General features: G+C 66.0%; 14 protein-coding genes and 1 tRNA gene. 12 read left to right on the top strand and 3 right to left on the bottom strand.

The features are described from left to right. Positions 1-107 precede the first annotated feature (107 nt). From ACP15H_RS08925 to ACP15H_RS08935, 3 genes are all read left to right on the top strand, one after another. A complete protein-coding gene (locus ACP15H_RS08925) occupies positions 108-1,178 on the top strand; it encodes a hypothetical protein (protein WP_425065844.1) in 1,071 nt (356 codons plus the stop codon). 513 nt (positions 1,179-1,691) lie between these two features. Continuing rightward, positions 1,692-2,099, top strand: coding sequence for a hypothetical protein (locus tag ACP15H_RS08930; protein WP_425065845.1), 408 nt, complete (start codon positions 1,692-1,694; stop codon positions 2,097-2,099). Positions 2,100-2,307: 208 nt separating this feature from the next. Beyond that, a tRNA-Arg gene (locus tag ACP15H_RS08935) sits at positions 2,308-2,383 on the top strand. 46 nt (positions 2,384-2,429) lie between these two features. Here the strand turns inward: ACP15H_RS08935 and ACP15H_RS08940 are convergent. Continuing rightward, positions 2,430-3,326, bottom strand: a complete 897-nt coding sequence (locus ACP15H_RS08940) for a LysR family transcriptional regulator (RefSeq protein WP_425065846.1) — start codon at positions 3,324-3,326, stop codon at positions 2,430-2,432. Positions 3,327-3,416: 90 nt separating this feature from the next. Between ACP15H_RS08940 and ACP15H_RS08945 the strand changes: the two genes are divergently transcribed. From ACP15H_RS08945 to ACP15H_RS08975, 7 genes are all read left to right on the top strand, one after another. Further along, on the top strand, positions 3,417-4,406 hold the full coding sequence (locus ACP15H_RS08945; RefSeq protein ID WP_425065847.1) for an NAD-dependent epimerase/dehydratase family protein: 990 nt from the start codon (positions 3,417-3,419) through the stop codon (positions 4,404-4,406). A gap of 362 nt (positions 4,407-4,768) precedes the next feature. Further along, positions 4,769-7,060, top strand: a complete 2,292-nt coding sequence (locus tag ACP15H_RS08950) for a TonB-dependent receptor (RefSeq protein ID WP_425065848.1) — start codon at positions 4,769-4,771, stop codon at positions 7,058-7,060. Between the two features lie 21 nt (positions 7,061-7,081). Next, positions 7,082-7,765 (top strand): Fe2+-dependent dioxygenase, encoded by a 684-nt coding sequence (locus ACP15H_RS08955; RefSeq protein ID WP_425065849.1) that lies wholly within the window; start codon positions 7,082-7,084, stop codon positions 7,763-7,765. Beyond that, positions 7,765-8,451 carry a PepSY-associated TM helix domain-containing protein gene (locus tag ACP15H_RS08960; protein ID WP_425065850.1) on the top strand — a complete coding sequence of 229 codons (687 nt, stop codon included), beginning with the start codon at positions 7,765-7,767 and terminating at the stop codon, positions 8,449-8,451. Before ACP15H_RS08955 ends, ACP15H_RS08960 begins: the two co-directional genes overlap by 1 nt. Before the next feature lie 43 nt (positions 8,452-8,494). Further along, positions 8,495-9,271, top strand: a complete 777-nt coding sequence (locus ACP15H_RS08965; RefSeq protein ID WP_425065851.1) for an energy transducer TonB — start codon at positions 8,495-8,497, stop codon at positions 9,269-9,271. A gap of 11 nt (positions 9,272-9,282) precedes the next feature. Further along, complete coding sequence (locus ACP15H_RS08970; protein WP_425065852.1) at positions 9,283-10,014, top strand: MotA/TolQ/ExbB proton channel family protein; 732 nt, start codon at positions 9,283-9,285, stop codon at positions 10,012-10,014. 12 nt (positions 10,015-10,026) lie between these two features. Next, entirely contained in the window at positions 10,027-10,443 is a 417-nt protein-coding gene (locus ACP15H_RS08975) for an ExbD/TolR family protein (RefSeq protein ID WP_422012007.1), read from the top strand. Between the two features lie 3 nt (positions 10,444-10,446). Here ACP15H_RS08975 and ACP15H_RS08980 read toward each other — a convergent pair whose 3' ends face one another. Beyond that, entirely contained in the window at positions 10,447-11,073 is a 627-nt protein-coding gene (locus ACP15H_RS08980; protein WP_425065853.1) for a LysE family translocator, read from the bottom strand. A 111-nt stretch (positions 11,074-11,184) separates the two neighbouring features. Here ACP15H_RS08980 and ACP15H_RS08985 point away from each other — a divergent pair, with 111 nt between their 5' ends. Then, entirely contained in the window at positions 11,185-11,805 is a 621-nt protein-coding gene (locus ACP15H_RS08985; RefSeq protein ID WP_425065854.1) for a TetR/AcrR family transcriptional regulator, read from the top strand. A gap of 12 nt (positions 11,806-11,817) precedes the next feature. Here the strand turns inward: ACP15H_RS08985 and ACP15H_RS08990 are convergent, their stop codons facing one another. Further along, the gene (locus tag ACP15H_RS08990; protein WP_425065855.1) at positions 11,818-12,372 is read right to left on the bottom strand and encodes a GNAT family N-acetyltransferase; all 555 of its coding nucleotides are present in this window, start codon (positions 12,370-12,372) and stop codon (positions 11,818-11,820) included. Between the two features lie 44 nt (positions 12,373-12,416). On the opposite strand from ACP15H_RS08990, the gene ACP15H_RS08995 reads away from it, so the two are divergent. Continuing rightward, positions 12,417-13,040 (top strand): HAD-IA family hydrolase, encoded by a 624-nt coding sequence (locus ACP15H_RS08995; protein ID WP_425065856.1) that lies wholly within the window; start codon positions 12,417-12,419, stop codon positions 13,038-13,040. The last annotated feature ends 621 nt before the right edge of the window (positions 13,041-13,661 follow it).

A 13,661-nucleotide genomic window follows, 5' to 3' on the forward strand; every position in this document is an offset into this window, starting at 1 on the left:
CCGCGGCCGCTGACGGGAGTACCGTTGCGTGGCGGTCTCCGATCCATACAGCGGTCTTCATCGTCGCGGTCGCCGCGATCTTGTTCGCTGCAGCGACCAGCCATGCCATGACCCTTACCGTCGCGACGGAACGCGTTGCCGGTGGATCCGGCGGGTATCTCAACCACGAGATACGACTTACCGGCCCGTTCGAGCGCGGCGATTCCGATCACCTCAAGAGGATTCTCGAGGACCTCAAGGGACGCGGAGGAACCAAGCCCGGAGGCTCCCTGGCGGTCCTGTCGATGGACAGCAAGGGGGGCGCCCTGGAGGAGGGGATGCGCGTGGGCCGGCTCCTGCGGCAGTTCGGCGTTGCGACCATCGTGCGCAGCGGCAAGCGCTGCCTGTCCTCCTGTGCGATTGCCTTCCTCGGCGGCAGCACACCCAGGCCGGCCGGTCCGGAGGCCGACCGGCAACTCGAGGTCGGCGGCCGGCTGGGCTTCCATGCCTTCTATGCACCGCAGGACGGTGACGCCCGCGACGCCGCGACGAGTCGCGCGCGGGGCGTCACGGAAGGGCGGGCGACCTCCGCCCTCGTCGTTGCCTATGTCCTCGAAATGGGGATCGACCCTGGTCCCATCCTTCGTGCCCTGGTGCGCCCGCCCGAGGAAATGACTTACATCGAAACAGCAGGCGAGTTCGTCGACCTGGGGATCTGCCCGGTCGCGCTCAAGCTGCCTCGATCGACGCTGCCCGAGCGCGCTTCGAACATCTGTAGCAATGCGAGCGAGGGGCACCTGCCGGTCTGGCCGGACCTGGTGACCGAATACACACCGCTCGAAGGTCAGCGGCTCCTGCTCGGCGAGGTGGCGTTTCACGCTGCCCGGGCGAACGTGCGCGCCGGTATCGCCGCCCGTTTGCAGCAGGTGTTGCGCGGGGGCAGGGGTGTCGAGGCACTCTATGCCGAACTGGCAGCCGCAGGCCTGCCGTTGCCGGTGATGCGCGCCAAGGCCTACTACTTCGAGACGCCCGTCCCCGGCATTCGCAGAATGGGATGCCTCGCGACCCTGACACCGGACGACCCGGCCGGATACGGGGTTGTCCTGATCACGCATGATGGTCTCGCCAGACCGAGACAGCCGGCGCCCTCAGAGTGCCCGGAGCTTTTTCTGTTCGGCCATGATGAAGTGGTCAATTGAGGTTCGCCGTTCCACGAATACGTCCAGCGATGTGCGCAGATCGCCACGGCCAACGGCGCCAGGCTGAACGTCTTCGGCTTCATCTTGAACTCTCCATCGGTTTCCCGGTTCGAGCTGGCGGCAGACGGCCCGGATTGAGCCGATGTGTGCAATTCGGGACAGACGCGAAAGACTCGCCGTCCTAGCTGTACGCAAGCCCGGGTTCCTTGCCGAGGCCAGACATGATTTTGGAAGCGGAGTTGCTGAGGGCGGGCCAGCATCAGGCCACGGCGGTCTCTGTTTGGCGTACGGCGCCTGCGCAGACGTCGTGTAAGTTACGCGACAGCTGGTAGAGTTATTCTAGGTCGCACAGGACGAAGTGGTCCTGATGTTTGGGGTCCCGGCTGGCGAAGGTCGACCGGGTTGGCGCGAGGCTCGACTGCCCGTGGGAAGGCAGTCGGGCGTTCGCTGAATCGTCCGCTATGGGCGGAAGTGAACGCGGCCCGTCACGGGCTGTCGCTATGGGTGGGTGCGATGCCGATTCACATGAACGTATGTCCGCTGAACCGGACCATCTTGATCGTTGCCCGGGGGCACATCAGCGATAAGGAAATCCTCGCCAGCATAGAGAAGATGAAGCCGGCCGAGCTGCGGGGCTATGCGAAGATCGTCGACATCACAGGCTCGACGTCGTCGGTGACCCGGGAGAAGGTGAGCGATATCGCCACTGCTCTCCGCAGCGCGCCCGATGCCGGCCCGCGGGGTCCTATTGCTTTCGTGGTCGATCCCGAACGCGAGGGGTTCGCGGAGTTGTTCGCCCAGGCCACCCGTAACGACCGCCCGATCAACCTGTTTGAGAGCCTCCACGAAGCCCGGCGGTGGTTGGCCGAAAATCTGGTCGAGATCCCGGGGCGGCCCGTTGTGAGAGCGAATTCGCGGTAAGCGTCGTGCTGGAGTACAGAGGCTGGCTGGACGTCGCCAACGCGGCGCCATAAAAGACACAGCCTCTCTGCGGGCAGATTTCCGACCTTGCGGGCGATCGTCGTTGAGAGGCAAGAGAGGGCAGATTGAGGCCGAGTCCCCAACGGCAGTCCCTAACGGGACGGAGCGGCGGGGGAAGAGGGCTCAGGAACCCCGCACTGATTGGCTTGCGCCCGTAGCTCAGTGGATAGAGCAACCGCCTTCTAAGCGGTAGGCCGCTGGTTCGAATCCAGCCGGGTGCGCCAAGCAAGGACCGCTCCGCCCCGTCCGCGAGCCTGTATCGCGCCCGCTTCAGGTCTTGCCCTGCACGAGCGGCATCAGTCCCTCGACGAGTGCATCGAATACGGCGCGGCAGCGCGCGCTGCTGCGGAGATCTTCGTGCATCGCGATCCAGGTCTCGAGATTGAGGGTGAATGCCCGAGGCAGGACCCGCACGAGATCGCTCTCGGAGGCGGCGATCGGCACCTGGCAGATGCCGATCCCGAAGCCGGCCCGGATCGCCGCAAGTTGCGCCACATCGCTGTCGACCCGCAGGGCGAAGGCTGCGCGATCGAGCGCGGGATAGTGCTGGGCGACCGCCCGGATGGCCGGCGTTTCTGCGTCATACCCGATCAGATCGTGGTGCCGCAGATCGTCCAGGCTCGCGGGAACGCCGCGCCGCGTGAGATAGTCACGATGCGCGTGGAGGCCCACCGGGATGAAGCCGATGCGCTTGGCGACCAGGGCCTTCTGTTCGGGGCGGACCATTCGGATCGCGATATCGGCCTTGCGCTGGAGGAGGTCGTCGAGCGCGTTGGAGAGCGACAACTCGATCGTGAGGGCGGGATGCTGTCGGCGCAGCCGTGCCAGGATCGCCGGCAGATGCTCGATTCCGACGACCTCGCTGGCGCTGATCCGCACCGTCCCACGGACCTCCCCCAGGCGGCCTTCCGCCGTGCGCAGAAGCGCCGCCGTCGTCGACGCGAGCAGTTCGGCGAACGGCTTCAATTCCAGCGCCGCATCGGTGGGCGACAGACCGCGCGGCGTTCGCACGAACAGCGCGACGCCGATCGCCTTCTCGAGCGCATCGATATGGCGGGCGACGCTGGGCTGGGTCAGTTGGAGCGCCCGCGCCGCGCCCGAGAGCGACCCTTCCCGCAGGACGGCCTCGAAGGTCCGGTAGACGTCCCAGCTGGGCAGAGAGTTCATCTATTTTCGTATAACACATGAAGGGATTTCGGCAATTTCGTTGATCTGTCGAACGCCCGATCCTGCACCCTGTCGAACGAAGGAGCTGACATGGAAAGCAGGACGGCCTTGGTGCTGGGGGCGACCGGCGGTATCGGCAGCGAGATGGCCGCGCGTCTCCTGGCCGGTGGCTGGCGTGTCCGGGCGCTGCACCGCGATCCGGCCCGCGCCGGCGCGGACGCGCGATTTGAGTGGATCAGAGGGGATGCCCTCGCCGCAGCCGACGTGGCGGCGGCCGCGCGGGGAGCGTCGCTGATCGTGCATGCGGTCAATCCGCCTGGCTACCGCGACTGGGACAAACTGGTGCTGCCGATGCTCGACAACAGCGTTGCGGCCGCCGAGGCGAACGGCGCGCTCATTCTGCTGCCGGGCACCGTTTACAATTATGGCCCCGACGCCTTTCCCAACATTGCAGAGGACGCGCCGCAGAACGCGCACACCCGCAAGGGACGGATCCGCGTGGAGATGGAACGGCGGCTGCGGCGAGCCGCCGAGCGGGGCAGGGCGAGGGTGCTGATCGTCCGCGCCGGGGATTTCTTCGGACCCGGGGCCGCCAATAACTGGTTCAGTCAGGGGCTGGTCAAGCCTGGCCGGCGGCCGCGGACGATCACCTATCCTGGCCGGCTCGGTGTCGGCCATCAGTGGGCCTTTCTGCCCGACGTTGCAGAGACGATGTTCCGGCTGCTCGTGAAAGACGGGCTCGATCCCTTTGCGACCTTCCACATGGAGGGACACTGGGACCCTGATGGCACGCGGATGACGGATGCCATTCGCCGTGCATTGGGAAGGCCCGAGCTTGCCGTCCGGCGGTTGGCATGGCTCCCGATGCGGCTCGCTGCGCCTTTCGTGCCTTTCCTGAGAGAACTCATGGAGATGAGATACCTGTGGGAGCAGCCAATCCGACTGTGCAATGCGAAGCTTGAAGCGACCCTTGGCGCCGAGCCCCGGACCGTTCTGGAGGAGGCGGTGGCATCGACCCTGGTCTCGCTCGGGTGCCTCGAACGGCCTGCCAATATGGCTGCCGGGAGGGCGGGTGACTGAGGCTCCGGCAGGCTGCAGAGCTATCGCATGCGAGGCAAGGTCCCTCACTGCGTTTGGGATGACAGCGTTTTCTGCATCGACGCAGCGCGCCAATCCCAGAAAATTTTCATCCCGAACGGAGTGAGGGACCTTTCGTTTTCGGCAGTGGCGCTTGAACTCGCAGGCGGTAGGCCTCCGCAAGGGCGGGGGATCAACGGTCCGGCAACGCGTCCTTCCTGAGAAATGCAGCCCGGGTGTCTTGTTTATGCAAGGCTGCTTCCCGCGAATGCGTGCGATTCATTCTCAGTGCCGTTTTTCTTCCATGATAATAACTCGCATTCTCCTCACTTGAGGGGAGACGAGTAAGCTTCTGGGGAGAAGTCATGGCAAAGCGCGTACCGGTTAAGACGGCATTGGTTGGGTTGCTCGTGGCTCCGTCCGCCATGGCCCAGCAGGACCCCGCCCAGACGCCAGCCCCCGCGCCAGCCAGCCCTTCCACCGAGAACCAGCCCGCCGCTCCGTCCGCCGCCCCGGCGACGATGCAGACCGTGACGGTCACCGGGAGCCGTCCCAGCGAGGACTTCCAGACGACCCGCGCCTCGATCAACCGGCTGGGCGCCGCCAACCTGATGGACGTGCCGCAGTCGGTGGTCGTCATCAACCGGGCCCTGATGCAGTCGCAGGGCGTCACCCGGCTGGAGGACGCCGTCCGCAACGCGCCGGGCGTCACCATCGGTTCGGCCGAAGGCGGCAACATCGGCACCAACATCAACATCAACGGCTTTTCCGCCCGCACCGACATCTATCTCGACGGCATGCGCGACCGCGGCCAGTACTATCGCGACGTGTTCGCGCTGGAGCAGGTCGAGGTGCTGATGGGCCCGTCCTCCATGCTGTTCGGCCGCGGCTCGACCGGCGGCGTCATCAACCAGGTGACCAAGAAGCCGCAGCTAAAGCAGGCGACCGAAGTCGGTGTCCAGGCGACGACGAATGGGCTCGTGCGCAGCACGGCCGACGTGAACACGCCGTTCGGCGAGAACAACGCGGCCCGCGTGTCGGCGATGTTCCAGGTCGGCAAGGCCTCGACGGTCGACCAGACCAATGTGCTCGATTTCGGCCTCGCGCCGACGGTCAAGCTCGGCATCGGCACGCCGACCGAGGTCACGCTGAGTGCCTACTTGATGCACCGCAAGGATCAGGTGAATTACGGCGTGCCCAATCTGAACGGCTATCCCCTGAATGCGCCGCGCAACACGGCGTGGGGCTTCAGCGACGATTACACCGAACAGGACGTGGTCAACCTCCAGAGTTTGATCGAGCACAAGTTTTCGCCGGACCTCAACCTTCGAAACCAGACGGAGTTCGTGTGGGTGAACACCGCCGTTCGTGAAACGTCCGGCGGCTTCGTTGGAACCATCGGTTCCAATGGTGGCTTCGTCGGCGCACAGCAGGGGCCGAACAACGTCTACTACAGTGCGGCACCGCTCGGAAATCTCTGGATCCGCCAGCTCAGCCGCGACCGAAACATCAACGATATGACGGTCGAGAACCAGACCGAACTCACGGCCAAGTTCAACACGGGAAGCGTCGGACACACGCTGCTGATGGGCATCGATATCAATTACGAATCCTATACCAACCAGGCGTTCAGCCGCACCGGCACGTGCAACGGCGTGGCGCTCCCGACCGGATCCGTCGGCTGCACCCCCGCAGGCTATACGGTCGGCGCCAGCACGCCCGGTAACGTTGCAACAACGCTTGGCAACTATGCCTCCTCGCAAGCCTGGGGCGCCGGTTTCTACTTCAACGACACGATCCAGCTGCTGCCGCAGGTGAAGCTCGTCGGCGGCCTGCGCTGGGACTATTACGCTGCGTCGATCAGCAATTCGATCAACAGCGGAAACACGGCCGGCAGCACGGCGGTCCCGTACCAGTATCAGCCGGACAGCTTCCTCAGCGTTCGAGCCGGCGTGATCTACGAACCGACACCGGCGCAATCCTACTACGTCTCCTACAGCACCTCGTTCAATCCGTCGCTCGAGCAGCTCACCTCGACGACCGGCGGATCGTACCTGCCGCCCGAGAACAACAAGGGCGTGGAAGCGGGCGTCAAATACGAGCTGCTGAATGCCAACCTGTCGCTCAACGCCGCCGTATTCTCGATCGTCAAGAACAATGCGCGCACGGCCAACCCGGACGGCACCTATACGCCGAGCGGCAACGTGCAGGTGAGCGGCGGCCGCGTCGGCTTCGCCGGCCGCATCACGCCGGAATGGCAGGTGTTCGGCGGCTACGCCTACTTGAACGGCGTCATCCTGCAGGGATTGAGCTACCAGAACGGCATCGGCAACACGACGGGCAAGGTGCCGCTCAACACGCCGACCGACTCGGCGAACCTCTGGACGACCTACACGATCAAGGAGACGTACGAGATCGGCGGCGGCCTGTTCTACGTCGGCCAGCGCTACGCCAACAACACAAACACGGTGGTCGTGCCGGCCTATACCCGCTTCGATCTCACGGCCGCCTACAAGCAGCCCACCTATGACGTGCGGCTGAACGTCTACAACCTGTTCAACTCGATCTACTACGACGGTGTCATCGCGTCGGACGGCGGTCGCGCGGTCATGGGTGCCGGTACCACCGGCATGATCACGCTCAACTACCGCCTGTGATGACGGAAGCCGCCGCCCGTCATGCTGGTCTGTGTTCCCCAAGTCCTCAACGCCGCGCAGCTCGTCAGCCTGCGCGAGCGTCTCGAGCGCTCCAACGCCTGGGTCGACGGTCGCGTGACCGCCGGCTACCAGGGGGCGCCCGTGAAGTTCAACCAACAGATCGACGAGAGGTCTGAAACCGCGATCGCGTGCCAGCGCATCGTCGGCGCGGCGCTGGAGGTCCATCCGATCTTCATCAGCGCCGTCCTGCCGAACGAGATCTACCCGCCGATGTTCAACCGCTACGGCGAAGGCATGAAGTTCGGTGCGCATGTCGACGGCAGCGTGCGCATCAACCCCCACAACGGTCGCAAGCTGCGAACCGACGTGTCGGCGACACTTTTCCTCACCAATCCGGAGGACTATGACGGCGGCGAACTGCTGATCGAGGACACATACGGCCAGCACAGCGTCAAGCTGGCGGCCGGTGACATGGTCGTCTATCCCGCGACCAGCCTGCACTCCGTGGCGCCGATCACCCGCGGCGTGCGGATGGCCTGCTTCTTCTGGACGCAGAGCCTGATCCGCGACGACATGCAGAGGTCGCTTCTGCATGACATGGACAACGCCATTCAGCGCCTGAACGAAACCAATGCGGACGAGGCGGCGCGGCGGTCGCTGATCGGCTGCTACCACAATCTCGTGCGCCAATGGAGCGAGACCTGATGTCCGTCACAGCCGCCGTGGCGGGGAAGGCCGGCAAGGTCAATCGTCGACTGACGTTCGTGCGCTGGGTGCGCAAGACGCATGGATGGTTCGGTCTGTGGGGTGCGTTGCTCGGTCTCCTGTTCGGGTTCAGCGGCATCTGGCTCAATCACCGCAGCACCATGAAGCTCTCCTTGCCCGACCAGCAGCAGATCAACGCCCAACTCGAGCTGCCCGACCCACGGCCGCAGAACGTCGAGGCGATGGGTGCCTGGCTGCAGCAGACCCTCAAACTGGATCGCGGCCCCAATAACGTCCGCGTCGAGCGCGCCCGGCCGGTGCCGTGGGGCGAAAGGGGCGGGGATGGCAATGCCCGCCCCCTGCAACAACCCGAGCGCTGGATGCTGAACTTCGGCGGCCCCAACCACGTGGTCCAGGCGGAATACTGGGTCGGCAACAAGTCGCTCTCGGTGCGCACGACGCAGAACGGGTTCGTCGCCACCCTGACCAACCTGCACAAGGGCACGACCATGCCGGTGCCGTGGATCCTGTTGATCGATACGCTGGCCGGCAGCATGATCTTCCTGTCGATCAGCGGCGTCATCCTGTGGTGGGAAAGTCACCGCAAGCGCGCGGTCGGTATCACGATTTTCGCCGTCGCCGTGGCGACCACGGTGGCGCTTGCCGTCAGTCCGCTCCAATTGTAGGGGCGAAGCAGTGGTAAATCCCGTGTCCTCGAGTCCACCCTTCGTGGAGCCCGGTCCGCCGGGCCCGTCACGCGAGCCGTTGTCGACGGCGGCGCGGCGGGGGATTCTTGCGCTGGTGATCTTCTTCCATGTGGGAGGAGGCTGGGCGCTGACGCAGGTCGAGCCGGTGAAGCTGGTGGTGGGCGACATCGCGCCGATGGAAGTGCGCATGGTGTCGGCTGAGGAGCCGGCGCAGCCCGAGATCGAAGACTCCGAACCGCCGCCGCCGGTCGAGCTGAAGCCGCCGCCGCCGGAGCTGGCGACCCTCGTCGAGCCGCCGCCGCCCGACCTGCCGCCGCCGGAGTTCCCGCTGGCCAAGGTCGAGCTGCCGCCGCCGGACGAGCCGCCGCCGCCCGAGTTCAAACCGCCGGAGAAGGTCGAGCCCAAGCCCAAGCCGCCCGAGCCGAAGCCGGTGCAGAAGAAGCCGCAGCCGGCGCGTCCGGCGGCACCGGTCGAGGCCGGCCCGCAACAGGCCGCGCCCGCGGCGCCGGCCGGCCCGCGCACGGTGCAGGCCGCGCAGCTCGGCTGGCTGGTGCAGCCCAATCCGGCCTATCCGGCGCGGGCGCGGCGGGCGGGCGAGCAGGGCACGGCGACGATTCGCGTGCTGGTCGACGTGACCGGCCGGCCGGCCCAGGTCTCGCTGATGTCCTCCTCGGGCCATGCCGATCTCGACCAGGCGGCGCTGAGCGCCGTCCGCGCGGCGCAGTTCCGACCCTATGTGGAGGGCGGCCTGGCGCAGGCGGTCTGGGTCCACGTCCCGATCAAATTCGTGTTGCAGTAGGAGAGTATCGCATGGGCGACACATCGGCCCTGGGCTTCGGCCATTTCATCGCGCAGGCGGACATCGTCGCGAAGATCCTGCTGGGCGTGCTGGCGGTGATGTCGGCGATCTCCTGGTACCTGATCATCTACAAGGGGATCGGGCAGGTCATCCGCCAGGGGCGCAGCCGCCGGTTCCTGAACTTCTTCTGGAGCGCCACCTCGCTCGAGCAGGTGCAGAACGAACTCAGCGTCCACGGCGTGCGCGAGCCGTTCGGCCATCTCACGGCGCATTCGCTGCATGCCCAGGCGCATCACGCGAAGTTCGGCGCGGCCAAGCTCGAGGAGGCGGGCAGCGAGACCGAGTTCCTGACGCGCACCATCAAGAAGGTGCTCGACGAGGAGACGACCTCGCTGGAGAACGGGCTCACCATGCTGGCGACGATCGGGGCCACGGCGCCGTTCGTGGGCCTGTTCGGCACGGTGTGGGGCGTCTATCACGCGCTGGTCGCCATCGGCATGTCGGGCTCTGGCATGCTCGACAAGGTGGCGGGCCCGGTGGGCGAGGCGCTGATCATGACCGGCATCGGCCTCGCGGTCGCCCTGCCGGCGGTCATGGGCTACAACTGGCTGACCCGCTCCAACCGCGTGCTGACGGCCAAGCTCGACGCCTTCGCCTTCGAGCTGCTGACCTTCCTGTCGATGGGCCGTGCGCTGCAGGCCGGCCGCAAGCCGGGCAGCGTTCCGCTCGCGGCCGTGACCTGAGGGAGACGGGCAATGGCATTCGGAAGCTTCGAACGCAAGACCTCGTCCCAGCCGATGGCCGAGATCAACATGGTGCCGCTGATCGACGTGGTGCTGGTGCTGCTGGTGATCTTCATCGTGACGGCGCCGCTGCTCACCAACGTGGTGAAGCTCGACCTGCCCAAGGCGACGGCCAACGCCGACCTGCAGAAGCCCGAGAAGATCGAGTTCGCGATCGACGCGCAGGGCTCGCTGTTCTGGGGCGGCGAGCGGGTGACGCGGGAGGAGGCGATGGAGAAGTTCGTCGAGGCCGGCCGCAAGCGGCCGCAGCCGGAAGTCTATCTCCGCGCCGACGCCACCGTGCCCTACCGCTACGTCTCCGAGACCCTGGCCGACGCCTCCAAGGGCGGCCTCTCCAAGATCGCCTTCGTCAGCGAACCGGCGCGCTGAAGCCTAGCTGCGGGTGCCGGCCAGGCTGACGGTTGCCACGCCGGCGCTGACCAGCAGGCCGCCGCCCACCTTGTTGACGACGCCGATGGCGCGCTGGTTCGAGGCCAGCCGCCGGGCGCGCGAGGCGACCAGCGCGTAGCCGAAGGCATTGGCGAAGGCCAATACTAGGAACGTCGTCTCGAACACGAGCATCTGGGTCAGGAAGTCCGCCTTTGGATCGAGGAACGCCGGCAGGAAGGCCACGAAGAAGGTGATGCTCTTCGGGTTGAGCGCGGTCACCAGCCAGGCATGGCCCAGCATCTTCGCGGCCGAGACCGTGTCGGTCCGTGGCGCGGCGTCGAGCGTGCCGCCGGCGCGCCAAAGCTTGATGCCGAGATAGACCAGGTAAGCGGCGCCGACCCATTTCAGGACCGTGAACAGCGTCGCCGAGGTTGCCAGCAGGGCACCCAACCCCAGCATCGAGAGCGTCATGGCGGTGAAGTCCCCCAGCGCAACGCCGATCGCCATGGGCAGCGCGGTGCGCCAGCCCTGGCCCAGCGCATAGGACACGACCAGCAGGACGGTCGGGCCGGGGATCACCAGAAGAACGCTCGACGCCGCAGCGAAGGCGGCCCACGTTTCGAATGTCATGACAACTCCATGCAGGCGGCGATCAAGCCATGCCGCAAAGCGGGCGTCAGCCGAAATTTGGCCTCTTTCCAACGTCAAGATTGCGGGGTATTCGATCTTGATGGAGGCTGAATGACCCGTTCCAAGGCGCGAGGCTATCACCACGGAGACTTGCGCGAGGCGCTGGTGGCGTCAGGCCGCAAGCTCGTCGAGGAAAAGGGCATTCGCGGCTTCACCTTGCGCGAGTGCGCCCGGCGGGCCGAAGTCTCGCATGCGGCACCCGCCCATCATTTTGCGTCGATGGACGACCTCCTGGCCGAACTGATTCGCCGCGGCTTCGCCGAACTGAAGGCTGCCATGACGACCGAAGCGGAACGGGTGGCGGACGAAGAACCCGCGGCGCGACTCGTCGGTCTGGGCGTGGGCTACATGGCCTTTGCCGCCGCCAATCCCACGCTCTTCCAGCTGATGTTCAGCCGGGAGGCGAATCACATAGAGCCCAAGGAAGGCGATGAGGGCGCAGCGAGCCTCCGCCGCCTGCTGGCCGTCGTTCTGGACGACGTGCTGGCGGAGGCATCGAACGAGGTGCGCCAGCAGGCTGCCGATTTCGCCTGGTCGACCATGCACGGGTTCATCACCCTGGTGCTCGAAGGCGAAATCGGAGGCGGCGATTCCTCCAAGGCGCTGAAGGCGCGGGGCCTGGCCACCTTGGCTGCAATGGCCGAAACGGTCGTGCGCCTCGCCCGACCCTGAGGCGACCGACGCTCAGAGAGGAATGCGGAAGAGCAGCGCCTCGGTGCCGCCGTGGGCCGCGACCTTGATGAAGCGCTCGACGAGGACACCGCCGTTCGCCGTGATGACCTTCTGAGAAGGCAGGTTGTCGGGATCCGTCGTCAGGTCGACATGCGGCAGCCCATGCTGCCGCACCTCCGTGAGGAGCATCCCGAGCGCCAGAGTCGCGTAGCCGCGCCGCCGCTTCCACGGCGCCACGGCGTAGCCGATATGGCCGAGAACGTATGAGGGGAGTGCAGCCGTCCCGGGCTGCCAGCGAAAGCCGATCGAGCCGCAGAACTCGCCGTCCCACATCCAGCGGCGATAGCCGGGCATCCGCGGGACCATCGTACCGTCGGGCAACTCGATCGGGCCGGCTTTGGCCTCGGGATCGTCGAGAGAGGCCGCGAACGCCGCCGGATCGGCCTCGATGCGGGCCAGTTCCTCGCGCGGCGCCTCGTCGACCCGCACATTGTCCGGCGACCAACCGCGGCGGAGCGCATCGGCATAGCCGTCGAGATGGGCGAGATCGGGCACGATGAGCTGCAACGGACTTTCCTTTTCGGGCGGCGGGTGCTGTAGCATGCCGGTCCATGAGTTCCAGCCCCGTCCTCGTCCTCGATATCGATGGCGTCGTTTCCCTCGCCCAGCCGGGCGCGCCTCATCCCTGGTACGCGACCCTGAAGGAGGACTGGGGGCTCAGCCATGACGAGGAGCTGGCGCCCGAATTCTTCCTGAAGCCGGAATTCATGGAGGTCCTGCGCGGCCGGCTCGACCTCTACGTGGCGTTGCACGAGTATTTCGAGACCAAGGGCCTGGCCGACCGGCTCGAGGAGTTCGTCGCCTACTGGTTCGAGAAGGATTCCGACATCGACCGCGGCGTACTGGCCCAGGCCGACGCCTGGCGTCGGCGCACCGGCGGCCGGGTCTTTGCGGCGACCAACCAGGAACATCATCGCATCGCCTACCTGCGCGACCGGATGGGCCTCGGGGCGCATTTCGACGAGATCGTCTATTCGGCGGCCCTGGGCGTCTGCAAGCCCGAGCGCGTCTTCTACACCAACGCACAGGCCCGCATGGGCGTCACCGTCGCCCAGTCGATCCTGTTCGTCGACGACAAGACCAGCAACGTCGACGGCGCCCGCATGGCCGGCTGGCGCGCCATCCTCTACCGTGGGCCGGAGAGCCTCGAACGGGCGCTGGCGGGCTGGGGCTGAGCGGGAACAAGGGAGCGCGCAACTCCGGTTGTGCTCATGGTATGCGATGGGGGCCTTCGCGAGACCAGGAGAGATAAACAGCAAGCGCCGGCCTCCTCCGGGCGTCTCCTGTCTCTGGCTGGCAGCCTTGCTCTTTGGCGCCTTGCTCATCCTGTCGATATTGATCTCCGCCTGGCTGCTGCGCGCAATGACGCCGGGCGTGGCCTCGATGCACATCCGCACGGTTGAGGCTGCGCTTCCGAGGGTTCCGCCGTCCGGCGATCCGACAAATCTACTGCGCTCTTCATCTGAAGCGCTGCGGGCCGACCGCGACAGGTTGATCAATCAGTTGTCCGCACTTCAGCGCGACCTGGAGCGCATGTCCCAGCAATGCAAAGCGGTGGAGTCAGAAAGTCCGCGACCCGCGCTGCCCGCCGACCGCTGGACGAACAAGGACCTCGGGATTCTGGAGGGGTGTTGGCAGCTGGGAAAAGACGCACCGTCTGTCCGTGGCGACCAGGGCAACCCGTTTCGAGAGACCTGCACGAGCAAAGTTGGCCGGATTTGCTTTGACCAGAATGGCATTGGAGAAAGAGAGCAGACGATCAGCTGTCCTCGCGCTGGAACGATCTTCTGTCGTGC

Origin of the sequence: Reyranella sp., from assembly GCF_965249915.1 — a bacterium.
Classification (GTDB): Bacteria; Pseudomonadota; Alphaproteobacteria; order Reyranellales; family Reyranellaceae; genus Reyranella.